At 47.3% G+C, this 23,896-nt stretch carries 18 protein-coding genes; 13 read left to right on the forward strand and 5 right to left on the reverse strand.

All coding sequences use genetic code 11. The annotated features are described in order from the left end of the window. Positions 1-12: 12 nt before the first annotated feature. The 4 genes from SEDOR53_RS17395 to SEDOR53_RS0107415 are packed head-to-tail and all read right to left on the reverse strand — an operon-like array spanning position 13 to position 6,347. Entirely contained in the window at positions 13-1,998 is a 1,986-nt protein-coding gene (locus SEDOR53_RS17395) for a sialate O-acetylesterase (protein WP_051416543.1), read from the reverse strand. Between the two features lie 9 nt (positions 1,999-2,007). Then, complete coding sequence (locus tag SEDOR53_RS0107405; protein ID WP_026769150.1) at positions 2,008-4,533, reverse strand: glycosyl hydrolase 115 family protein; 2,526 nt, start codon at positions 4,531-4,533, stop codon at positions 2,008-2,010. A gap of 12 nt (positions 4,534-4,545) precedes the next feature. Next, positions 4,546-5,301, reverse strand: coding sequence for an SDR family NAD(P)-dependent oxidoreductase (locus tag SEDOR53_RS0107410; protein ID WP_026769151.1), 756 nt, complete (start codon positions 5,299-5,301; stop codon positions 4,546-4,548). Positions 5,302-5,315: 14 nt separating this feature from the next. Continuing rightward, a complete protein-coding gene (locus SEDOR53_RS0107415; RefSeq protein WP_026769152.1) occupies positions 5,316-6,347 on the reverse strand; it encodes a LacI family DNA-binding transcriptional regulator in 1,032 nt (343 codons plus the stop codon). Between the two features lie 128 nt (positions 6,348-6,475). On the opposite strand from SEDOR53_RS0107415, the gene SEDOR53_RS0107420 reads away from it, so the two are divergent. The 3 genes from SEDOR53_RS0107420 to uxuA are packed head-to-tail and all read left to right on the forward strand — an operon-like array spanning position 6,476 to position 10,475. Next, the gene (locus tag SEDOR53_RS0107420; RefSeq protein WP_037360763.1) at positions 6,476-7,954 is read left to right on the forward strand and encodes a xylulokinase; all 1,479 of its coding nucleotides are present in this window, start codon (positions 6,476-6,478) and stop codon (positions 7,952-7,954) included. A 13-nt stretch (positions 7,955-7,967) separates the two neighbouring features. Then, positions 7,968-9,278 (forward strand): xylose isomerase, encoded by a 1,311-nt coding sequence (gene xylA / locus SEDOR53_RS0107425; protein ID WP_037360765.1) that lies wholly within the window; start codon positions 7,968-7,970, stop codon positions 9,276-9,278. A gap of 33 nt (positions 9,279-9,311) precedes the next feature. After that, positions 9,312-10,475, forward strand: a complete 1,164-nt coding sequence (gene uxuA / locus SEDOR53_RS0107430; protein ID WP_026769155.1) for a mannonate dehydratase — start codon at positions 9,312-9,314, stop codon at positions 10,473-10,475. Positions 10,476-10,481: 6 nt separating this feature from the next. Here the strand turns inward: uxuA and SEDOR53_RS17400 are convergent, their stop codons facing one another. Next, positions 10,482-12,974 carry a TonB-dependent receptor domain-containing protein gene (locus SEDOR53_RS17400; RefSeq protein WP_051416544.1) on the reverse strand — a complete coding sequence of 831 codons (2,493 nt, stop codon included), beginning with the start codon at positions 12,972-12,974 and terminating at the stop codon, positions 10,482-10,484. Positions 12,975-13,420: 446 nt separating this feature from the next. On the opposite strand from SEDOR53_RS17400, the gene SEDOR53_RS0107440 reads away from it, so the two are divergent. The 10 genes from SEDOR53_RS0107440 (at position 13,421) to SEDOR53_RS17420 (ending at position 23,864) form a co-directional block, all read left to right on the forward strand. Further along, entirely contained in the window at positions 13,421-13,675 is a 255-nt protein-coding gene (locus SEDOR53_RS0107440) for a hypothetical protein (protein WP_026769156.1), read from the forward strand. Between the two features lie 150 nt (positions 13,676-13,825). After that, positions 13,826-17,062, forward strand: coding sequence for a S41 family peptidase (locus tag SEDOR53_RS0107445; protein ID WP_026769157.1), 3,237 nt, complete (start codon positions 13,826-13,828; stop codon positions 17,060-17,062). Between the two features lie 2 nt (positions 17,063-17,064). After that, positions 17,065-17,658: a sigma-70 family RNA polymerase sigma factor gene (locus SEDOR53_RS0107450; RefSeq protein ID WP_026769158.1), complete on the forward strand. Its 594-nt coding sequence runs from the start codon at positions 17,065-17,067 to the stop codon at positions 17,656-17,658. Then, the gene (locus SEDOR53_RS17405) at positions 17,655-17,921 is read left to right on the forward strand and encodes a hypothetical protein (protein WP_037360773.1); all 267 of its coding nucleotides are present in this window, start codon (positions 17,655-17,657) and stop codon (positions 17,919-17,921) included. Before SEDOR53_RS0107450 ends, SEDOR53_RS17405 begins: the two co-directional genes overlap by 4 nt. Positions 17,922-18,021: 100 nt before the next feature. Further along, the gene (locus SEDOR53_RS18525; RefSeq protein WP_026769159.1) at positions 18,022-18,363 is read left to right on the forward strand and encodes a hypothetical protein; all 342 of its coding nucleotides are present in this window, start codon (positions 18,022-18,024) and stop codon (positions 18,361-18,363) included. 66 nt (positions 18,364-18,429) lie between these two features. Then, positions 18,430-19,260, forward strand: a complete 831-nt coding sequence (locus tag SEDOR53_RS17415; RefSeq protein WP_037361796.1) for a DUF692 domain-containing protein — start codon at positions 18,430-18,432, stop codon at positions 19,258-19,260. Next, entirely contained in the window at positions 19,247-19,987 is a 741-nt protein-coding gene (locus SEDOR53_RS0107470) for a DUF2063 domain-containing protein (protein ID WP_026769160.1), read from the forward strand. Before SEDOR53_RS17415 ends, SEDOR53_RS0107470 begins: the two co-directional genes overlap by 14 nt. A gap of 9 nt (positions 19,988-19,996) precedes the next feature. Next, a complete protein-coding gene (locus SEDOR53_RS0107475; protein ID WP_084220396.1) occupies positions 19,997-20,434 on the forward strand; it encodes a DoxX family protein in 438 nt (145 codons plus the stop codon). A gap of 111 nt (positions 20,435-20,545) precedes the next feature. Then, a complete protein-coding gene (locus SEDOR53_RS0107480) occupies positions 20,546-20,947 on the forward strand; it encodes a hypothetical protein (RefSeq protein WP_026769162.1) in 402 nt (133 codons plus the stop codon). 10 nt (positions 20,948-20,957) lie between these two features. After that, positions 20,958-23,864: a glycoside hydrolase gene (locus SEDOR53_RS17420; RefSeq protein ID WP_037360777.1), complete on the forward strand. Its 2,907-nt coding sequence runs from the start codon at positions 20,958-20,960 to the stop codon at positions 23,862-23,864. Positions 23,865-23,896 lie beyond the last annotated feature (32 nt).

The raw sequence follows: 23,896 nt of genomic DNA on the forward strand, positions 1-23,896 counted from the left end.
GAGGTTTAAAAATTAACGGTTTCCCAATACGTTTTTTGGGGTTGGAGGTATTGATTGAATAATATCGGTACGGAAAGGGGATGCGGGCAATCCCTCTTTGTTGTATAAGTTGGCCCCATCGGGGTTATCGGCCCATGCATAACGTACATACAAAGGTTGCGAGATGGCATTGTTCCACACGATTACAGTGTTACCTTCTATGCGTGCCTGAGCCCACACGAATTTTTTATCGGCGCCGGCAACAGCAAAATGATGGGGCGCTTCACTGTCGTTGGTAGTGAGACCACTGCCGGTATGATGAAAACGAATGATGATCCTGTTGCCGTTGATACTGTCCGATGCATACAGCGGGCCGCTATACACAAGTTTGTTTTCGCCATATACATCGTGGCGCGCAACAAGGGCCAGTCGTCTGCCTGCCTCTGATTTGTTCAATGGGTGAATATCGTTCCATTCACCCAGGTCAATGGTCACTGCCATGCCGGTATGCGGTACTGACAGCGTTTTCAATTGCGATTCACGCAATGTGGCCCACTGGCTTTCGGAAGGAAGATAAGATACGTCCATGAAATTGGGAAGCTGTGCATAGATGAAAGGCAGTTCGCCTTGCCTCCACCTGCTTCGCCAGTCGTGGATCATGGCCGGTAATAAGCTGGCATACTCTGCAGGACGAAAAGCGTTGGCTTCTCCCTGGTACCAGAGAAAACCTTTGATGGTATAACCAACGAGTGGTGCTATCATGCCGTTGTATAAAGCAGTGGGCTGGTATTGCATGGTCATGGGTACAACTGCATCTTTTTGCGGCAAGAACGCATCACCTACTTTGTACAACCATTCACCGGCGAGATCCAGTTGCTGTTCGCCTGCTTGCAGGAAATAATGCTTGTCGGGTACAAAACCACCTTTGCCATTGTAGTTGATAACCCGGATCATGATCAGGTTTTTGCCGGGCTTCAACAATCCCGCCGGCAAATCATAATTCCGCGGTGGATATTGATAAGTGGTATTGCCAACCAATTGTCCGTTCACGTACATGAAATCGGCGTCCACCACACGCCCCATACTGATCCTGGCCGGCATACCGGTCATGGATGCAGGTACATTGATCTCTTTGCGATACCACACGATGCCATCCAACTCTCTTACGCCCTGGTCTTCCCAGTAGCCGGGAATGGTAATGGTATGCCATCCCTTGGGAATATAAGCGGGGTCATACCATTTAACGGCATCACTCAATCCTTTGTCGCTCGGTTTAGGTCTGCGTTGTTCATAAGCCGCTACTGCGCGCAAATGTGTATTGATGAAAGCAGTGTCTTTGTTCTGTTGCACGGTGTGCAACAAATGACTGAAAGGCTGCAATCCTTCCTCACTGATGAATGCTTCGGCAGGAGCGCCGCCCACACTGGCATTGATCAATCCGATGGGTATATGCTGGTGTTCGTAAATTTCTTTCGCAAAAAAATAAGCTACAGCAGAAAAGCTGAGCAGGTCTGCACCGGCTGCAGCCTTCCAGTGACCAGGTGGCAGGTTTTCTCTGGGCGATTGCAATTCGGGAAGCGTAGGTACAAAGAATTGCCGGATGGAACTATTGTGCACCTGTTTGATTTCATCGACATATCTGTATTTCACCCTTTCCATGGGTAATACCATATTAGATTGTCCGGAGCAAATCCATACATCACCTACGAGGATGTCTTTTAGTAAGAGATGGTTGCTGGCATCGATTTGCAAGGTATACGGACCGCCTGCTTTGGTTGCCGGCAGGTTGACAGACCATTTGCCAACTGAAGAGGCAACGGTATTGACATGATTGTTGTTGAAACGCAACGTAATTTTTTCGCCGGGGGAAGCCCATCCCCAAATATGAATGGGCTGGTCGCGTTGAAGTACCATACTGTCTCTCAGCAGGGCAGGCAGTGTTACCTGTGCATTGATTTGAGTAATTGCAGCGCTCAACAGGAAGAGTATTGCCGGGCAGGCAAGTGATTTCGCAGGCATCGTTCGTATTTATTTTTTTGTTTCAGGCGGACCGAGATAACTCTGTTCCATGCCGCCGCAATCGATCACTATTTTTTGCAGTACCACAGCAGGGGAGATCATCCAGTATTGAAGCGTATGCCTGCCAGGATTGTTCAACTGCTGTTCCACTATTTTTTCAATGGTGTTGTTGGCCACCCATTTCGACCAGGTGCGCACATCGCTGTCGTCTTTGTTCAACGATACTACTACGGGAGGTTGCTGGTCAACCGATACCGCGAACTGCAACCCTTCATCGTTATGGAAATTCAGCGTAGGAGAAAAATACAGGTGCAGTTTGCAGGGGCCGTTGCTGTAAGTGTAAAATGTATAATCTACGTGCGGACTAGTATTGGTAAAAGGAACAGCAACCGTTACAGGGAAAGTACCGATGCCCGATCCGCTCCGGCCGATATCCGGTATCACTTTCCATTGAACGGATGAATGGTTATGCGCACTGGTCCAGTGAGCTGCTTCTATGGAAACATAACCGTTCTTTTCGTAGAACAGGTTGGGCACATGGCTGTTTGGAGTGCTCGCTACCCGGTCTTTAGCAACTGGTGTTGTGGGATGGGCGCCTTGCTCAGCTACATAAGCCAGCGCCGGTATTTTGTTTACCCTGGGCTGCTGCCAGTAAGTATAACCGATATGGGTCTGGTCCATCATATGGTTCCACTTGTGGTTATGCAGTGCATGGTATTCCAGTGTAATAAGTGAATCGTTTTCGTATAGTTGTTTTGCTTTGGCAGCCCAATGATTGGCAGCAGTGTCTTGTTGCGCCGCATAGAATTTGTTTTTAGCCACGGCTGTATACAAATGTTGCAGGTTACCATAAGCTTTGATGGGATGGAGTACTAATTGGAAGAAAGCATCTTTATAGCTGCCGGGCAATTGACGGCCGATGGCTTCTGCCTGTTGTTGCAATTCATCCCAAACTTTGGTTATTCTGTCGGCTTCGTTATAATACGTGGGACTGTATGTGCTGGCATCGAGTAATTCAGGTTTGATGCGTGCGGCATAACGGCTGTAGGCATTGATGAGTTTGCCGATGGCGACTCCCTGCTGTTGTCCGAATTGCCCGGCAGACCATGAAGTATAATAAGAAGACAGGTTGTCTTCATTCCAGGCATGCGGGTTCCAGGCATAGTCGAGAAAAAACGAAATAGGAAATTCCATGGGCTTGATATCACCCACATTCACCACCCAAATATTCTTCACGCCATATTCATAGGCCAGGTGCATTTGTTCCCATACCCTTGCAATATTGTTGGTATTGATCCATTTGTAATTCCTGGGATCACCCACATAATCGAAATGATAATAGATGCCATATCCGCCACTACGGGGTGCATCTGTAAGCCTGGGAAGTTTGCGGATATTGCCCCAGTTGTCATCGCAGAGCAGCAGGGTAATATCGTCGGGTACGCGCATGCCTTTATCGTAGTAGTCCTGCACTTCTTTATACAAAGCCCATAATTGTGGTGTGGCCGATAGGGGTTTGCCTGTTACTTCCGCAATGATCTTCCGCTGATCGCTCACGATCCTTTCGAGCAGGCTGATGGCAGTGCCCTGGGCCATGGGCATATCACCATCGCCCCGCATGCCAACGCTAACGATCTTTTCATTGGTAGCGCGTTGCATGCCTTTTCTCCAGAAGTCGGTCAGCACGGTAGCATTGCTGTCGTAGTTCCATAATCCTTTGCCATAACGCCTCCACTCCACATGCGCACGCATGAGCGGTTCGTGGTGCGTAGTGCCAATCACAATGCCGTATTGTTCAGCAGCGCGGATGTTCAGGCTGTCGTCGTCGTAAAAAGCATTGCCCCACATAGCAGGCCATATATAATTGCCTTTGAGGCGCAGGATGAGTTCAAAAACCTTTTCATAAAAAAGATGGTTGAAGCCGCCGAATTTTTCTTTGCTCCAGCTACTCAATGCCGGCGCTTCGTCGTTGATGAAAATGCCGCGATATTTTACTTTGGGTGCATCGGCCAGTAAAGCGTGCGCAGGAAAGAAAAGCGCTGCCTTTTTTTGCACCGGCACATCGGCCCACCAGTACCAGGGAGAAACACCTATCTGTTTCGACAATTCCAATACACCATAAGCCGTACCCCTGCGATCGCTTCCCGTGATCACCAGTGTGCGGTTATTTACTACTTGTACACGATAACCTTCCCACTGTTGTTGCAGGCTATCGGCCTGTATTTTCTTTTCCTTCACCAACTGTTGCACCAATGCAGAATGCTGCAAACTGCCGATGATAATGACAGGAGCTGCGCCCGTGTTATTGTGAACGATGGATAATTTTTTCCCGGTAACAGCTTCTATGTCCTGCTGCAACAACGTAGCGGCCTTTAACACCAGGGCATCGTCTGACGCGTCTACCGCAATAACCGCTTGCTGGTTATGAGAAACAATAACGAAATCATTGGGGTGCTGGGCAGCGCTGCTCACTACCTGTGCCGGCAAGGGAGCAGCAGACAGCAATAGAAAAAGAGCGGGAATGAATTTTTTCATCTGCAGTATGATTTAAAACCCAATTGAATTGCCCCCGTCTACCGGCAATACCACGCCGGTGATATATTGTGCGGCATCAGAAGCAAGAAATGCTACCGCATCGCCTATATCTGCGGGCTGCCCCAATACACCCATCGGGGTACGGCCCAGTGCTTTCGCTTTTCTTTCAGGATCGTTGTTCAGTGCTTTGGCCGACATATCGGTTGCAATAAAACCGGGCGCCACGCAATTCACCCTGATGCCTTTGGGCGACAGTTCAGTAGCCATAGCCCTTGTCATGCCTTCGATGGCCGATTTGGATGCGGTATAGGCGATCACTTTGGGAATACCATATTGAGAAGCCATGGAGCTGATGTTCACAATAGAGCCACCATGTGAATTGTTCAGCATTTGCTTCACCACCTCACGCGAAAGCGCAAATACCGCGGTGAGGTTGGTACGAATGATCCGCTCGAAATCTTCATCGCTTACTTCGGTGAATTCTTTTTTCATGTTGATGCCTGCATTGTTCACCAATATGTCTATCCGGCCATAAGCGGCAATAATATTTGCTATAAGGTTTGGTATGGCAGAGAGCTCACTGAGGTCGCAGGAATAAGTGCTGCACAGTCCGCCCAATTGCGCTTTGGCGGCAGCGAGTTTTTCTTCGTCACGCCCTACAATAATGGTATGCACCTGGTGCCGGACCAGTTTGTTCGCAATGGCCAGGCCAATGCCCGACCCACCGCCTGTTACAATGGCTATTTTGTTTTGTTGTGCTGTTGACATCTGTGAAATGATATTTATACTGGTTTACGGAGAGATGATTTCCTGATGATCAATTCGGAACGAACAATGATGGTATTGGTTTGGTGTATGTCGCTGATACCTTTTAAATGATTGATGAGGTTCCGCGCAGCGATCTCGCCCATATCGATACCTGGGTAGTTGATGGTGGTGAGCGCCGGCTCAATGAGGTTGCCGATGGCATCGTTGTTGAAACCTACTACTGCAATGTCTTGCGGAATGCGTAAGCCGTTTTCTTTGAGTGTGCGCATGCAGACAGCCGATACAAAATCATTGGTAATAAAAATGCCGTCGGCCATGGGTTTCATCTTAAGCATCCTGAGCGCCGCTTCAACGCCCGCTTTCTCACTGAGATCGTTCACGATCAATTGCGATTCATCGAATTTCAATCCATGATCATGGAGCGCATCGCGGAAGCCTTTATAACGCTGCGCATACACATTCCGTTTCAGGCTGGCGGTAACGTGAACGATCTTCTTGCAGCCTTGCTCTATCAAATGCTGCGTGGCAATATAACCGCATTTGGCATTGTCGATGATCACAACGGTATTGTCGCCATCCTGCTCCACCCGGTCAAAAAAGATCAGCGGAACCCCTTTTTCTTTAAAGGGTTTGAAATGATCGAGCGAAGTGGTATCGAATGCAAGAGATGCGATAAGTCCGTCTACCCTTTTGTGGAAAAGGTTCCTGGCATTGGCGGCCTCTTTAACGGCGCTTTCAGATGAGTGGGCGATGAGGAGGTCGTACCCGGCTTCGGTAGTTACTTTTTCTATACCTGCCAGTACGGAAGTGATGAAATTACTGTTCAGTTCATGCACCAGCACGCCGATGGTATTGGTCTGGCTCTGCCGCAGGTTGCGGGCGTAATGATTGGTACGGTAACCCAGTTCATGGGCCATATCGAATATGCGCTTCCGGGTTTTTTTGCTGATGGCGGGGTTGTCCTGCAGCCCCCGGCTGACAGTTGCAGGAGAAATGTTCAGCTTTTTGGCTATATCATATATAGTCACTTCCTTACCTGGATTCATACAATCGTTTTCATTATAAATTATAAGGCTAAAATAGTTTTTTTGCGATAAATTTTATGTAATCGGTTGCATTAATTGAAAAACTTGTTATTTTGCCGGCCTAACTTTACCAGGCAGCCATACGAAATATGTTATTAGGAATAGATATAGGCACTTCTTCAGTCAAGGTCTCGGTAGTGGATACCCGGACTTTCCAATGCATTGCAACAGCCGCTTACCCCGATACGGAAGCGAAGATCATTTCATTGAAGCATGGATGGGCAGAGCAGCCGCCCGATCAATGGTGGGAATATACGCAGTTGGCCATTCAGCGCCTGCATGCCTCGGGCAAATACAATCCCGAAGGCATCGAAGCTATTGGCATCGCTTACCAGATGCACGGACTGGTACTCGTAGATAGTGAGCAGCAATCCATCCGCAACAGCATCATCTGGTGTGATAGTCGCGCTGTTCCATACGGCGATGCGGCATTCAAAGCACTGGGTGAGAACAACTGCCTTTCTACACTGCTTAACTCACCCGGTAATTTCACAGCTTCCAAATTGGCCTGGGTAAAAGAGCATGAACCACAAGTGTACAAGCGGATCAATAAAGTGATGCTGCCGGGAGATTTCATCGCTATGAAACTGACGGGTACTCTTACCACTACACCCGCGGCTTTATCTGAAGGCATGTTCTGGAATTTCAAAGAACATGGTATTTCAACTGCACTGATGGAATATTTCGGGTTCGATCCTGCATTCATTCCGGAAGTAAAAAATGTGTTCAGTGATCATGGAAGGGTAACGGCTGCAGCTGCATCGTTGCTCTCGCTGAAACCCGGTATCCCTGTTACTTATAAGGCCGGTGATCAACCCAATAATGCACTGTCGCTGCACGTGATGGAGCCGGGTGAGGTAGCGGCCAATGCCGGCACGTCGGGTGTGATCTACGGCGTAACCAATGAACTGGCGGCAGATCCACTCTCGCGCATCAACAGTTTTGCGCACGTTAACCACACAAGCGAACAGCAACGGATTGGTGTGTTGCTTTGCATCAATGGCGCGGGCATTACCAGTAGTTGGGTGCGTTCATTGAGTGCGGGTAAAACAAGTTATGCCGATCTGAACCGCGGCATCGAAGAAGTTCCCGCCGGCAGCGACGGGCTTTTTTTCCTGCCTTTTGGTAACGGCGCAGAGCGGATGCTCAACAACCAAATGATCGGCGCTCAACTCGCTGGGCTTGACTTCAACAATCATACGGCTGCGCATATATACCGGGCGGGACTGGAAGGTGTAGCGCATGCTTTCCGTTACGGACTTGAGATCATGCAGGAGAACAGTATACGGCCTACTGTGATTAGGGCTGGCCATGCTAATATGTTTTTGAGTGATGTATTCGCTTCCAGTTTTGTAAACACCACAGGTATACCGGTTGAATTGTATGAGAATGATGGCAGTTGCGGATCGGCGCTGGGAGCGGGGATCGGTGTGGGTGCTTTTACCGCAGGCGAAGCATCGGCTTATATGAAACCGGTGAAAAGGATAGAAGTAACGGATGCAGAACAGTACAACGATTATTACCAGGTATGGAAACAACACCTGAACAATCATATCAATCATCAATAAAAAATTAATAAACATGAACGAGTTTTTTGCAGGCATTGACAAAGTGAAATATGAAGGAACCGGAAGCGATAACCCTTTTGCATTTCGCTGGTATGATGAAAATAAAATAGTAGCCGGTAAAACGATGAAAGATCATTTGCGGTTTGCTTGTGCTTACTGGCATTCATTCTGTGGCAGCGGCGCTGACCCTTTTGGAGAACCTACCCATTTGTTTTCCTGGGATAAAGAACCCGATGCCGTAGCAAGAGCTAAAAAGAAAATGGACGCGGCGTTTGAATTCATCACCAAGATGGGTATACCTTATTATTGCTTTCATGATGTGGATGTGGTGGATTTCACCAACGATGTAGCAGACAATGAAAAACGCCTGCAACAGGTGGTAGCCTATGCCAAACAAAAGCAAGCGGCTACTGGTGTGAAACTCCTGTGGGGCACTGCCAACCTCTTCTCCAACAGGCGCTATATGAACGGCGCCGCCACCAATCCCGATTTTCATGTACTGTCGCATGCTGCTGCACAAGTAAAAGCGGCGCTCGATGCTACCATTGAATTGGGTGGCGAGAATTATGTATTCTGGGGAGGTCGCGAAGGCTATATGAGCCTGCTGAACACCAACATGAAAAGGGAAAAAGAACACCTGGCGCGTTTCCTGCATACTGCAAAAGATTATGCAAGAAGGAACGGCTTCAAGGGTACTTTCTTCATCGAACCCAAACCTTGCGAACCCACCAAGCACCAATACGATTACGATTGTGAAACGGTGATCGGATTCCTGCGCCAGTACGATCTGCTGGGTGATTTCAAACTGAATATCGAAGTAAACCATGCCACCCTGGCCGGCCACACCTTCGCGCATGAACTGCAGGTAGCAGCCGATGCCGGCTTGCTGGGCAGCATGGATGCTAACCGCGGCGATTACCAGAACGGATGGGATACAGACCAGTTCCCCAACAATATCAACGAGCTTACAGAAGCCATGCTTATTATACTGGAAGCGGGTGGCTTCGCAGGCGGCGGTATCAACTTCGATGCGAAGATTCGTCGTAACTCTACCGACGCCGAAGACCTGTTCCACGCACATATAGGCGGCATGGATGCTTTTGCAAGGGCCCTGCTCGTGGCAGATGCCATCCTCCGGCAATCAGATTATAAAAAATTCCGCGCAACACGTTATGCCAGCTACGACAGTGGCAAAGGAAAAGCATACGAAGAAGGTAAGTTGTCACTGGAAGACCTGCGTGCCTATGCTATTGAGCAGGGAGAGCCGGCCATCACCAGCGGTAAACAGGAGTGGATAGAAAACCTCATCAACCGTTTTATTTAATGAGATCTTAGAAAGAGAAGAGATACAATGCAAATGGAACAAACAATGCGGTGGTTCGGTCCGGATGACCCCGTAAGTCTTTCGGATATCCGACAGGCCGGCTGCACCGGCGTGGTAACGGCCCTGCATCATATACCGGTGGGTGATATCTGGAGCATCGAAGAGATCAATCAACGCAAAGCACTGATAGAAGCCGCCGGTATGAGCTGGACGGTGATCGAGAGCCTGCCGGTGAGCGAAGAGATCAAAAAACAATCTGGGATTTATGCCCTGCATATAGAAAACTACAAACAGAGCCTGCGCAATATTGCTTTGTGCGGACTGAAAGTGGTGACCTATAATTTCATGCCCATACTGGACTGGATGCGCACCGATGTGGACTACCGGATGCCGGACGGAAGCAAAGCATTATATTTTGAAAAAGCGGCTTTCATGGCCTTCGATCTTTTCCTGTTGAAAAGACCTGGCGCCGAAAAAGAGTACACCGCATCGCAGATCAAAGAAGCCAAAGCCCGATTTGAAACTATGAGCGATGCAGATAAGGAAAGACTGTACACGAATGTCTTGCTGGGATTGCCCGGCAGTAAAGACCGTTTCACGGTAGAACAGATACTGGCTGCGCTGCAAACTTATGAACACATCGATGCGAAAAAACTGAAACAGCATTTGTTCTACTTCCTGCAAGAGGTTATTCCCATTGCCGGGGAATGTGGCTTGCAGATGGCTATCCATCCCGATGATCCGCCTTACCCGATCCTGGGCCTGCCCCGCGTGGTAAGTACCGCGCAGGATGTGCGGGAAATTTTACAGGCCGCACCTTCAGCTGCGAACGGACTCTGTTTCTGTACGGGATCGTATGGCGCGCGTGCCGACAATGACCTGGCTGCGATGATCCGAGAATTCGGTGATCACATACATTTTCTCCATTTACGCAATACCAAGCGCGACGAGAAAGGAAATTTCTACGAAGCCGATCACCTGGCAGGCGATGCAGACATGTACGAGATCGTAAAAGAGATCGTGCTGCTGATGCGCAGAAAACAATGCAGCATTCCCATGCGCCCCGACCACGGGCACCAGATGCTCGATGACCTCCAAAAAACTACCTACCCGGGTTACAGTGCCATTGGCCGTTTGCGTGGACTGGCCGAACTGCGTGGATTAGAATACAGCATCAGCAGGAGCCTGCAAGCATAATCCTGTTTAATTTTCTGAAGGTGCGGAATACAGGTAATTGTCCTGTTCTTTGGTCTTGGTGAATTTCAGTTTACCTATTTTGTACATGAAGCTGATGCCAAAAGACCGGTAGGGCAGATCGCGGTAATTATTGGTAAAGAGATTCGGCGCCAGTGAATAATATACCTGGTGGATATATTGATTGAAAGCATTGACGATCACTATCCCTACGCTTCCTTTATTGTGGAACAATTGCTTGCGGACTGCCGCAGTATATGAATAGGCGGAAGGTTGTTTACCCTGCCATTTCATCCCCATATAATAATTGCCGAAAATCTCAGCCGTTAACTGGTTGCTGATGACATAAGTGGCGTTTAAATTGGTTCTGAATCCGAAACTGTTCAGGGTTTTCGGATCGGCATTGATGTTCTTCAGGTAACGGTTGAACAACATCAGGTTGGGTCGCACAGTCAATTTTTTACCAAACGGAAGTGAAAGCGCTATGTTGATACCTGTTCTCACTTCGGCGCTGATATCGGCACGTGTGGTAACGGTAACATCATTGTAAACAGAATCGCCGATCTTGTACGAAGGATAATAAGTGATATAAGGTTTGATATCGGGACTATTGCGTTGGCAGTACAATACAATATCTATATTAGTGCCGTTGTCGAATGATTTGTTATACCCCAGTTGGAAATTCTGCCCGATCTCTGGTTGCAGGTTGGGATTCCCTGTTGTGATATTATGCGGATCGCTGAGGTTCATGAAAGGATTTAGGTCACGGTAATCCGGCCGTTCGATGCGGTAAGCATAAGCGAATTTGATGGTCTGGTTATTTCCCAGTAAGTGTGAAATGATCAGGGAAGGAGCCAGATTGTGATAATCAGGAATAGTCGCTACACCTGAATTGGAATAAGTGGCTCTGTTCACGGTATATTCAAAACGGGTGCCCGCCTTTATTTGAAGGAATTTATGGAACATCGGGAAACTGGCCACTGCATACCCTGCATAAACAGTTCTGCGGAAATCGGAAGTATAAGACTGAACATTATCCTTGGCATACAGACCGGTGTAGCCATTGAGTACATATACATCGGCATTACTGATGATCGATTCAAAACTGGTCCGGAACCCGGTTTCCAGTTGTGCATCTTCTCCTAATGGATGCGTGTAGTTAACCGAAAAAGCCACTTCATTCTCTTTGCCTGGATTGAGACTATGTGAGCCTGCGAAAGCTGTATCGTTTTTCTGATAGAACTGCGATTGCCTATAATAAGTGTTGTTATCACTATAACTTCCTTCATAAGCGATTTCCAGTTCCTGATTTTCTTTTTTGAATCTATGCCTGTAAGAAAGGCTGTTATCAAAAGCGTTTACAGAAAAATGATTTTCAAAATTACGCAGGCTGTTGATGCGGGAGATTTCATTTCCTGCAAGATCATAGGTGATAGATGCCTGGTTAATGAGACCATCGCCTTTGTTGCCGAAGTGGTTGTATCCGAAAGCGCTGGCGATCTGATCTCTTTTCGAAAGATCCCAATTGAACCCGATTCCTGTTTTATAACCATCCCGGCTGAAATCGGGGGCGCTTTGCTGCAGCAATCTTCTGTTGCCGGAAGCAGTAGTGGTATAGCGGTCCATACCATTAGGTGTTTGCGAGTTCAATTGTGCATTACCACTGTAATAGGCATTGATGCCAATGTTGTGTTTCTTCCAGTTGGCATTGAGGCTGCCGTTTTCAAGTCGGGTTCCTGCAGAAAGATTGATGCTGGCATTCATGCCCTCAACTTTACTTTTTTTCAGGATGATGTTAATGATGCCGCCGGTGCCTGCCGATTCATATTTGGCAGATGGGCTGGTAATGACTTCGATGCTTTGTATCTGGCTGCTGGGAATGGACTGAAGTGCATCGGCAACACTGTTGCCAAATATAGATGAAGGTTTTCCATCAATCAGGAAGCGGATACTGGGATTGCCCAGTAACTCTACATTGCCATCGGCATCTACAGTTACCTGGGGGATTTTTTTCAGTGCGTCGGTGGCCACACCTCTCTGGGCGGTGATGTCTTTTTCTACATTGTATATTAGTTTGTCGATCTTGTTTACAATAAGCTGGCGGGTGCTTTGTACGGTAACATCACCCAATGTAGTGGACTTCTTGACCATGGCCATATCACCCAATTGCAGGTCGTTGTTGGCTTGTACCACTTGCGTAATATCCTGGTAGCCGATGAATTGAACAACAATCTTGTATGTGCCCCTGTTTACTTTCGGTAAAAGGAAGTTCCCTTTCTGATCGCTCACACAACCATCTATGGTTTTTTGGGTACTGTTATTGACCAGGCTGATGGTGACATATTCAATGCCCTGCTTACCCTGGGCGTCAACAACTCTTCCGCTGATCTTAACAGAGCCGGCATTGGCGTGCACAGACTGACCATCAACCGGCAAAGTCCACACAAATAAAGCAGCAACAAATACGTACAATTCCTTCACTACAAATACAATTTGCAGCAAAGGAATGTGTGAATTCTGTTGTTTTTTTGAAGATAGGCTTAATAAAATAGTTGCAACAATACGTTTGCCGGGTTATTGGTGGCGGGCTTCAATCTGTATTTATGTACTATCTCTTTCCCGAATGTGCTCCTTATTTCCTTCGTATTTCATCCTAGGATGTCCCATGGATAAGCCATAGATATCCCATAGATAAGCTATGGATAACATATGTTATAATGCATAGCTTATCTGTGGCATATCTATAAATGAGATACGGTTTACATTACCTGTTTCTTTGCAGGACAAACGAAAGAGGCTCAATAGAAGCTCGATTCTTTTGTAAGAATTAAATACTACTTCAAAAGGTAATAAAACGAATTTAATGCATATTTAATATCTGGGAGCATGGTCGATATGACTGTTTAAATCATTGTTCCACCAATCTTGTAAAACCATTGAGCTTCGACTTGTCAGAGGAGAAAGCAATCCAGGATAAATCATTGCTTAATCTGAGTTACCTGAATCTTCTGAAAGGACACGCTACAGAACATAATTATCGGTTTGATTTTATTATTTCAAAACCACAAGACAAGCGTTTATACAAGTCGTATGAAAATGCTATTGGTTTACTGGAACTGGCAGATACCCCGAAGAAAATAGTTACAGAAAAAAACCTGAAAGAATATTCAGAGGAAACTATACAGGTATTGTTACAACATTAACTCATTAGGAGAGTAAATGAACAGGGGGATTGAAATTTCAATCCCCCTGTTCATTTATAAATCATTAGCCACCGGCATCTTTGCAATATCGCCGAGGATATTTATATTTATGAATTGTCTTCCTGTTTTTACCTGTCTTAATCAATACATATGAAATTGACTAAACAATTATTTCCATTCTGGGCATGCCTGTTATTATTACCCGTTTCATTATTTGCGATTGATACGCACAACACACGCATGCTGTCGCAGCCCGCGATCAGCGCCAACCACATCGCTTTTATTTATGCAGAAGATCTTTGGGTGGCCAATCTCGATGGTTCACAACCGAGAAGGCTTACCGTAGATGAAGGCATCGAGTCTAACCCGGTGTTCTCGCCCGATGGCAAGCTGATCGCTTTCAGCGCACAATACGATGGTAATACAGATGTGTATGTGGTTCCGGTGGAAGGCGGTGTTCCCAAACGCCTTACCTGGCATCCAGGAATAGATATTGTAAGGGGATTCACGCCTGATGGAAAAAATGTATTGTTTATTTCAAGACGTTCCGTATTCACCAATCGATATGCCCAACTCTTTACAGTCCCGGTTACAGGTGGCTACCCAACACAACTGGAAATTCCCAACGCTTACCATGCTACATATTCACCTGATGGGAAGTATATGGCTTATACACCCTTGTATGAAGCATTTCGTCAATGGAAACATTACCGTGGAGGAACCATTTCCACTATTTCTATCTTTTCTTTTGGCAATAAGTCTGTCGTTAAAATTCCGCAACCCGAGGAGGGCTGTAACGATACAGAGCCCATGTGGATAGAAGATAAAATTTATTTCCTGAGTGATCGCAACGGGGAGTTCAATTTGTACGCTTACACGATTGCTACGAAAGAGATCAAACAATTAACTGCGTACAAAGATTTTCCTATTATACATTCATCTGCCGGAAATGGAAAGATCGTATTTGAACAAGCCGGTTACCTGCACCATTTCGATCTCGCTGCCAATGCACCTAAAGACATCACCGTAGGCATTGCAGCAGATCTGCTGGAATTGCGCCAGCGTTTTGCAAAAGGTGGCCGGTATATACGCAGCGCCGATATTTCCCCTTCGGGTAACAGGGCTGTTTTTGATTTCAGGGGTGAGATACTGACTGTGCCCGCTGAGAAAGGAGACGCGCGCAACATTACCCAAACCGATAATGCACATGAAAAATATCCTGCCTGGTCGCCCGATGGGAAATCTATTGCTTATTTCTCAGATGCTTCCGGTGAATACACACTGCATATTAAACCGCAGGATGGATCAGGAACCGCCAGGGTACTGAAATTGAATAGGACCGGCTTCTATGCCAACATACACTGGTCGCCCGACAGTAAGAAAATTTGTTTTGCAGACAATGGAAGGAATCTCTATTTGCTGGATGTTGCCACCGGTAACCAACAGAAGATCGATGCAGATGAATTGTATGTACCCGGTGCTTTCCGCGAGCAGTTCGGCGATTGGTCGCCCGATTCCAAATGGCTGGTGTATACCAAAGTAACCGGCACCTTCTTCAAAAAAGCGATCCTTTATTCGGTTGACCAGAACAAATCTTTCCCCATAAGCGATGGATTGAGTGATGTATCGGAACCCATTTTCGACCGTGGTGGCAAATACCTGTTTTTCTTTGCTTCTACTGATGCTGGTCCGGGCGTGAACTGGTTCGATCAATCGAACAACGATACCCGCTCTACCAACTCTATCTACCTGCTGACTTTACAGAAAGAAACCATTTCACCTTTTGCCAAAGAAAGCGATGAAGAAACAAAAGGCCAGGACACTGCCAAAGCCGGAAAAAAAACAGCCGATCCTTTCCGCATTGACCTGGATGGCATCCAGGAGCGTACCATCGATATTCCCCTGAAAGCTGGTAATTACCGCGGTTTGGGTATGGGCAAAGAAGGAGAATTGTTGTATGTAGTATATGGCTATGATGGAGGTGCTGGTATGCTGCACAAGTACGATATCAAAAAAAGAAAAGACAATGAGGTGATGGAACTCGACGGATACATCATTGCTGCCGATGGCAAGAAAATGCTGTATAACAAAAGCGGCGCCTGGGGTATCGCACCCACGGGCGATAAGCCGGAACCTGGAAAAGGCCTGCTCAATACCGCTGACCTGCAGGTGAAGTTTGATCCGTTAGCAGAATGGCCGCAGATATTCGATGAAGCATGGCGCATCAACCGCGATTATTTTTACGATCCCGGCATGCACGGCGTTGACTGGGCAGCTACCAAAAAGAAATACGCGCAATTTCTGCCTGATCTTTCCTGCCGCAGCGACCTGAATACCCTCATACAATGGATGTGCAGTGAACTGGCGATAGGTCACCACCGGCTCACCGCGTTTGGTGAAAGAAGAATGAATCCGGCTGCCGTTAGCGGCGGATTACTGGGCGCCGATTTTGCCATTGCCAACAACCGTTACCAGCTCAAAAAAATATATGGCGGACTCAACTGGAACCCCAACCTCCGTTCACCGCTCACCGAACCGGGTGTAAATGCGAAAACAGGAGAATACATTTTAGCAGTGAACGGAAAAGACGTAACAGCGGCAGAAAATATTTTCCAGTTTTTTGAAGCAACCGCCGGGAAGATCGTTACGCTGACCATTGGCCCGAACCCTGATTACACCGGCTCTCGCACGGTAAAAGTAGTGCCGGTGGAAAACGAGACCGACCTGCGCAACAGGGATTGGGTGGAAGGTAACCTGAAGAAAGTAGAAGAAGCAACCAAAGGTCAGGTAGCTTATGTATATGTACCTAACACCGCCGGATTGGGCTTTGAATACTTCAAACGTTATTTCTTTCCCCAGGCCAATAAAAAAGCCATCATCATTGATGAGCGTTTCAATGGCGGCGGACAGTTGGCCGATTATTACATCGACATCTTGCAAAGACCTTTACAGGCGTACTGGCACACACGGTATGGCAATGACCTCAAAAGTCCCAGTGCTTCCATACAAGGCCCCAAAGTAATGTTGATCGATGAAACAGCCGGCTCGGGTGGTGATATGCTGCCCTGGATGTTCCGCAAATTCAAAGTGGGTACCTTAGTGGGCAAACGCACCTGGGGTGGACTGGTAGGTATTCTCGGTTTCCCCGAATTCATGGATGGCGGTGGCGTAACAGCGCCGAATGTGGGTATCTGGACCAAAGACGGGTTTGTGGTAGAGAACGTAGGTGTGGCGCCCGATATAGAAGTGGAACAAACGCCTTCGGAAGTGATTAAAGGCAACGACCCGCAACTGCAGAAAGCGATTGAAGTAGCCATGAAAGAATTGCAACAGCATCCGCAGGAAGCGCCCCAACGGCCGCCTTTCCCCGTAAAAGTGAAGAAATAAGTATGACAGATTCCGCCAACCCGGCAAATACGGTCAAAGAGTGGGTGAAGAGGTATACAGATGACCTGTATTCCTGGGCCTTCTACAAAACCGATAATAAAGAGACAGCAGAAGACCTTGTGCAGGAAACCTTCCTGGCCGCCTGCCAGTCGCTGCTCTCTTTTAAAGGAATTGATGCCAGGACCTGGCTGCTGGGCATCCTCAATCACAAGATCGCCGATCATTACCGGCAGCAATACAAGCGTGCTGCTGTTACGGAACAGGTGGAACAGGAACGGGCCGGTAATGCCCTGCTGGAAAGCTTTTTTGATGAAGAAGGATCGTGGGTGAAAAAAGAACGGCCGCAGCAATGGGGAGATGAGCAGGGACACCTGCTGGATGATATGGATTTCACCAAAGTATTGCGGCAATGCATGCACAAACTTCCGGCAACCTGGCTGGCTGCTGTGCAATTAAAATACCTGGAAGAAAAAAAAGGCGAACTGATTTGTCAGGAATTGCAAATTGCGCCGACTAACTTCTGGCAAATACTGCATCGTGCAAAGTTGCAATTGAGAAAATGCCTGGAGCACAACTGGTTTAAAAGAGGGGAATGAAAAAGATAATGCACATCATCTTATACTCATGCAGGAAAGCAACGGAGCTGATCGATAAACGGTCGGTTATGGGCCTGTCCTGGATAGAAAGGATCAGGCTGTTCATGCATAAAGGCCTTTGTGATGCGTGTACTACTTATGATAAGCAGAGCAGACTGATTGACCGGTTCCTGCATCACCACCTCCATGATCATCACCAGGAAGAAAATGTTCCCCAACTGCAAAACGATGAATTGAAGGAACGCATCATCGAACGTTTGTAAATCTCCCCAAAAAAAATTTTTTACTCCATTGTCAGGTTTTAAAGAATGCGCAGACTATTCCTGCAAATGCATCATTTTTTAAACTAAAACCATCCAAACAATGGAAAAGAAAAGAAACATCGTAGCCGGCTCTATCCTCGCAGGAGCCATGATTGCCGTATCAGGTATTGCAGCCAATGCTGCCGGAACCTTTCACTACAACAATATGGGCTCAGGAGAAGCGGTAAGGGGTAACCTGCTCAGCCGTACTGCTGTTAGCAGGAGCCTGGAATTGAAATGCGGTGAGAAAGGGAAAGCCGATTCAACCATGGGTAAAAAAGGAAAGGACGGAAAATGTGGAGAAGGTAAGTGCGGCGAAGGCAAATGTGGTGGCCACAAGAAAGATGGCAAAAAGGCCGACAAGACCAAGGACAAGAGCGGAAAAACAAAATCCGACATGTAATCCTTTCCGGTAAGGACGGGTTACGGTGGTAGCCTGTCCTTATTCCTCACTTTTAAAACAATGGATATGGTAGGAATAGGATACAGGAAAGACTTCGCCGAAGCTTTCCTCCAAAGCAGCACATTGCAACCTGCTTTTATTGAAGTGGCACCGGAGAACTGGATGGGAGTGGGTGGTTTCTGGAACAAGAAATTCCGGGAAGCCCTCGAAAAATATCCCCTCTTTACGCATGGATTGTCGCTTTCGATCGGCAGTCCGGATGAACTTGATTTTGCATTCCTGAAGAAGCTGAAACAATTCCTGGCATCCACCGGAGCCCTTGTTTATTCGGAACACCTCAGCTATGCCAAATGCGATAACGCACATTTGTACGATCTATTACCCATCCCTTTCACTTCCGATGCCGTAGCGCATGTATCGGAACGTATCAAAACAGTACAGGATTTGCTGGAAAGAAAAATGGCCATCGAGATCGTGAGTTATTACAGTCCGGTTGCACCTGAACTCTCCGAGATTGATTTTATCAATGCTATATTGGAAGCAGCCGATTGCGATCTGTTGCTGGATGTGAACAATGTTTATGTGAACAGCTTCAACCATCGTTACGATGCCAAAGCATTCATCGATCAACTGCCGATGGAACGTGTACGGTATATACACATGGCCGGACACGAGCAGGTATCCGATACATTGATCATCGACACGCATGGCGAAGCCATCATCGATCCTGTTTATAACTTGTTCGATTATACCATGCGCAGGCTTGGCAGGGATGTGCCGGTATTACTCGAAAGAGATTTCAATATTCCTGAACTGGAAGAGCTACAGGAAGAAATAAACAGGCTGAATACCATCAAAACAGCCGCTTTAAAACAACCCACCTATGTTACTGCATGATACTACCCGCCGGTACCAATCGGCCCTGGCCGGTTTTTGCCGCAGCGGGCAACTGGAGCTTATTCCCGGTATCCGGAACGAACACATCAGTCATTACAGGAGACTTGTGTACAATGTGGTAGATGATATGCTGCAGAATGCTTATCCGTTGACGCACGCTTTACTTGGTGCAACTGAATGGAAGCACCTGGTGAATGAATTCTTCACCCATCACCCCTGCCAGTCGCCACAGGTATGGTACATGCCCAAAGAATTTTACCAATACTTGGTAACGGTAAAACATCCGCTCCTGGAAAAATATCCTTTCCTTGAAGAGCTCTTGTGTTTTGAATGGGCCGAAGTGGAGTTGTTCATGATGGAAGACAGGAGAGAAGAGCCGATAGCAACCTGTTCATTGGAAACCGGCAAGCTGGTCATCAATCCCGAGCATCAGTTGTTTTCATTTCAATACCCGGTGCATCTTAAACCGGCGCATGATATTACAACCGCAGATAAAGGGAATTATTTCCTGGCGGCACACCGGAATACAGCTGGTACGGTGATCTTCACCGATCTCTCGCCTGCATTCGCCATCATGCTCTCTTTACTGGAAGAGGCACCAGCTACTATTGACGAACTGCTGGAAACGCTGGAGAAAGATTATGGTATCGTTTCTTCAGAAAGCGAAAGGCAGGCCATTCACCTTTTTTTTAAAAGCGCCTTAGCGCAAGAATTGATCATTTTTTAAACACCCTATATGTCTATCTCAACAAAATACCATTCACTGGTTGGTCATCTTGAAAAATCAGCTGCTGCACCCCTGCTCTTATTGAGGCTGGTGCTGGCCTACGGTTTTTACGGACCGGCCAAAATGAAATGGAAAGATATCAATAGTGTAATTGATTGGTTTGGCAGCATTGGTATACCGGCACCTGCATTCAATGCTTACCTGGCGGCAGGCACGGAAGCGCTGGGTGTAGTGTTACTCGTACTGGGACTGGGAACGCGGCTGATTGTTATACCGTTGGTGATTACCATGCTGGTAGCCATCAAAACAGTACACTGGACCAATGGCTTTGAAGCAGCCGATAACGGTTTTGAGATACCTCTCTACTATATTATTATGCTCCTGACGCTGCTGATTTATGGCCCAGGCAAATGGAGTGTCGACTACCTGATCCGCCGGAGGTCGTAAAAAGACGCACAGCCAGCTCATTCCAGGAGAAATAAGGTTCATTTAATAGATATAGTTAATTTTTTAGTGTACTTTTCTCAATACATTTTACTATTAACTAAATCCTTTCTTATGAACTGGAAACTTATATTCAGACTTTCTTTATTTGGACTTGCAATGGCCATTGCTACAGTTTATTGGATATCCCAAAATATAGAACCTTTTTTCTGGCTGGTAATTTTCGTCATCTGTGCTTACCTCATTGCGAAACGGTGCAATGAAAAGTATTTCCTGCATGGTTTTATGGTGAGTATTTTTAATTGTGTATGGATCATCGCTGTACACCTGATCTTGTACGATACCTATATGGCCAATCATGCCGATATGTTAAGGGACATGAATACAAGAATGCCCGGTCAGAATCCCCGTGTAATGATGCTGGTTGTAGGACCGGTTATTGGTGTTGTTTCCGGATTGATATTGGGCTTATTTTCGTTGATCGCTTCCAGAATGGTAAAGACAGTAGTAGCTTAAAAATGCACGGATGAAATACCTTCGAATTATTTTGCTGGCAACGTTAGGATTGCCGGCTTTTCTTTCTTTTGCACAAACCACCCCGTCAGGTTATTTACAGGCATTGAAATGGAGGATGATTGGTCCGCACCGCGGTGGCCGCACCGTAGGTGCAGCAGGTGTGCCGCAGCAGCCTGGTACTTTTTACATTGGGGTGAACAATGGCGGCGTGTGGAAGACCACAGATTATGGCCGCACATGGGTTCCGCTTTTCGATCAGCAGTCTACAGGTTCTATCGGTGATGTGGCAGTAGCTCCTTCCGATCCCAACATCATTTATGTAGGAAGTGGTGAAGGCTTGCAAAGACCCGATCTTTCGGTAGGTAACGGTATTTATAAATCGACCGATGCCGGTAAAACATGGACACGCCTGGGATTGAGTGAAGGACAACAGGTAGGTGGTCTTGCCATTGATCCGCATGACCCCAACCGTGTGTTTGTAGCCATGTTGGGACATCCCTATGGGCCTAATAAAGAACGCGGCGTATACCGCACTACCGATGGCGGCAAGACCTGGCAACAGGTATTGTATAAAGATGAGAACACAGGCGCCATACAGGTAGCTATTGATCCGCAACATCCGAATATTGTTTATGCCGATTTGTGGGCCGGCCGCCAGGGCCCGTGGGAGAACGGCGCCTGGAATGGTCCGGGTAGCGGATTGTATAAATCTGCTGATGGCGGTAACACATGGAGCCATCTCACCAAAGGGTTGCCTACGGTAGAGCAGGGATTGGGACGTATTGGTTTTTGCATTGCGCCCAGCAATCCCAATCGCATGTATGCAACAGTAGATGCAGGCCAGTATGGAGGAATGTATAGAAGTGATGATGCAGGAGAAAGCTGGACAAGCATCAGCAACGACGGAAGGTATTGGGGCCGTGGAAGCGATTTTGCAGAAGTAAAGGCCGATCCTAAAAATGCAGATATCGTGTATACAGCCAATGTAGTGGTATGGCGGTCTGCCGATGGTGGCAATACCTGGAAAGATTTCAGGGGCGCACCGGGCGGAGATGATTACCATCGTATATGGATAGATCCCGAGCATACCAATATCATGCTCATTGCATCTGACCAGGGCGCCATCATTACCGTTAACGGTGGTGAAACTTTTTCATCCTGGTATAATCAACCTACTGCACAGTTCTATCATGTGAGTACCGATAATGCATTCCCGTATAACGTATATGGAGGGCAACAGGAAAGCGGTTCTGTAGGTATTGCATCCCGCGGTAACGACGGACAGGTTACATTCCGTGAATGGCATCCGGTGGGAGTAGAAGAATATGGTTATGTAGCCGCCGATCCGCTAAACCCCGATATTATTTACGGAGGAAAGATCACAAAGTATAATAAACGTACAGGCCAGGTACAGAACATCGCACCCGAAGCAGTGCGCAGCGGTAAGTACCGTTTCCTGCGAACGGCGCCGGTTCTTTTTTCACCCATTGATCCGAAAACACTCTTCTTTGCCGGCAATGTGTTGTTCAAAACCAATAACGGCGGGCATTCCTGGTCAGCCATCAGTCCCGATTTAACAAGAAGCACCTGGGATATCCCCGCCAGCGTAGGCATCTTCACCACAGATGAGCTGAAAAAAATGCCACGCAGGGGAGTGATCTACACAGTAGCGCCATCACCCAAAGACAGCAACGCCATCTGGTGTGGCACAGACGATGGACTGATACAACTCACCCGCGATGGCGGCAAGACATGGAAGAATGTAACGCCCACTGCCATTGATTCATGGAGCAAGATCTCATTGATGGATGCCGGTCATTTTGATAAGGGCACAGCGTATGCAGCCGTGAACAGGATCAGGCTCGATGATATGCATCCGCATATTTATAAAACAAACGACAATGGCGTTAGCTGGAAAGAGATCGTGAACGGGTTGCCCAATGATCCTATCAATGTGGTACGGGAAGATCCTTACCAGAAAGGATTGTTATTCGCCGGTTCTGAGACGGCTGTTTATGTATCGTTCAACGATGGTGAACAATGGCAACCGCTGCGATTAAACATGCCGGCTACTTCCATCCGCGACCTGGTGATCAAAGACGATGATATCGTAGCAGGCACCCATGGCCGTTCTTTCTGGATACTCGACAACATCAGTTCGCTGCGGCAACTGGCTGCACAAAAAACAACCGCAGCAAAGACTGTTTTGTTCCGCCCGCAAAAAGCCATCCGTGTGCGCTGGAACATGAATACGGATACACCTTTGCCACAGGAAGAGCCGGCCGGACAAAACCCGCCAGATGGCGCCATCATTGATTATTTCCTGGAGGAATCGGCTAGCGCCGTTACGCTGGAAATAAAAGATGCCAACGGAAAATCGGTGAGAAAATTCAGTAACAGCGATCAACCTTATGCATTGCCGGCAGTGAACATTCCTTTGTATTGGATACGTCCGCAGGAAAGCCTGGGCACCGCAGCAGGAGCGCATCGCTTTACCTGGGACCTGCATTATGCGCCGTTACCCATTCCGGTTTCGTTTCCCATCGCCGCTATTTATGGTAACACAGCTCCTGACCCCAGATCGCCCTGGGTAATGCCCGGCAATTATACGGTTACACTCACGGTGAACGGAACCAGTTATGTGCAGCCTTTACAGGTAAAAATGGATCCGCGGGTGACTACATCGTTGAAAGATTTGTCTGATCAGCATCGTTATGCCATGATCTGTTATGAAGGCAGCAGGAAAGCGATGGAGCAGGTTGAGAAAGGGAAGTCAGCATATACGGAAGTAAAAAATGCATTCTTATCACTCTTACAACAACTGGAGGAAACAGATAATCCGCCAACCGAACAGCTCATTGCATCTGTAAAACGTTGGCAGCAAAAATTGCAATCATTGGATTTCACGAAACATTGATACATTTATTGCCCAATTTTAGCTAAACAGTT

The sequence above is a fragment of the Asinibacterium sp. OR53 genome (assembly GCF_000515315.1).
Lineage (GTDB): Bacteria > Bacteroidota > Bacteroidia > Chitinophagales > Chitinophagaceae > Sediminibacterium.

Coding starts and splice junctions, on each gene's coding strand:
- SEDOR53_RS17395 (WP_051416543.1), bottom strand. CDS start 1,998: ATGCCTGCGAAATCACTTGCCTGCCCGGCAATACTCTTCCTGTTGAGC.
- SEDOR53_RS0107405 (WP_026769150.1), bottom strand. CDS start 4,533: ATGAAAAAATTCATTCCCGCTCTTTTTCTATTGCTGTCTGCTGCTCCC.
- SEDOR53_RS0107410 (WP_026769151.1), bottom strand. CDS start 5,301: ATGTCAACAGCACAACAAAACAAAATAGCCATTGTAACAGGCGGTGGG.
- SEDOR53_RS0107415 (WP_026769152.1), bottom strand. CDS start 6,347: ATGAATCCAGGTAAGGAAGTGACTATATATGATATAGCCAAAAAGCTG.
- SEDOR53_RS0107420 (WP_037360763.1), top strand. CDS start 6,476: ATGTTATTAGGAATAGATATAGGCACTTCTTCAGTCAAGGTCTCGGTA.
- xylA (WP_037360765.1), top strand. CDS start 7,968: ATGAACGAGTTTTTTGCAGGCATTGACAAAGTGAAATATGAAGGAACC.
- uxuA (WP_026769155.1), top strand. CDS start 9,312: ATGGAACAAACAATGCGGTGGTTCGGTCCGGATGACCCCGTAAGTCTT.
- SEDOR53_RS0107445 (WP_026769157.1), top strand. CDS start 13,826: ATGAAATTGACTAAACAATTATTTCCATTCTGGGCATGCCTGTTATTA.
- SEDOR53_RS0107450 (WP_026769158.1), top strand. CDS start 17,065: ATGACAGATTCCGCCAACCCGGCAAATACGGTCAAAGAGTGGGTGAAG.
- SEDOR53_RS17405 (WP_037360773.1), top strand. CDS start 17,655: ATGAAAAAGATAATGCACATCATCTTATACTCATGCAGGAAAGCAACG.
- SEDOR53_RS18525 (WP_026769159.1), top strand. CDS start 18,022: ATGGAAAAGAAAAGAAACATCGTAGCCGGCTCTATCCTCGCAGGAGCC.
- SEDOR53_RS17415 (WP_037361796.1), top strand. CDS start 18,430: ATGGTAGGAATAGGATACAGGAAAGACTTCGCCGAAGCTTTCCTCCAA.
- SEDOR53_RS0107470 (WP_026769160.1), top strand. CDS start 19,247: ATGTTACTGCATGATACTACCCGCCGGTACCAATCGGCCCTGGCCGGT.
- SEDOR53_RS0107475 (WP_084220396.1), top strand. CDS start 19,997: ATGTCTATCTCAACAAAATACCATTCACTGGTTGGTCATCTTGAAAAA.
- SEDOR53_RS0107480 (WP_026769162.1), top strand. CDS start 20,546: ATGAACTGGAAACTTATATTCAGACTTTCTTTATTTGGACTTGCAATG.
- SEDOR53_RS17420 (WP_037360777.1), top strand. CDS start 20,958: ATGAAATACCTTCGAATTATTTTGCTGGCAACGTTAGGATTGCCGGCT.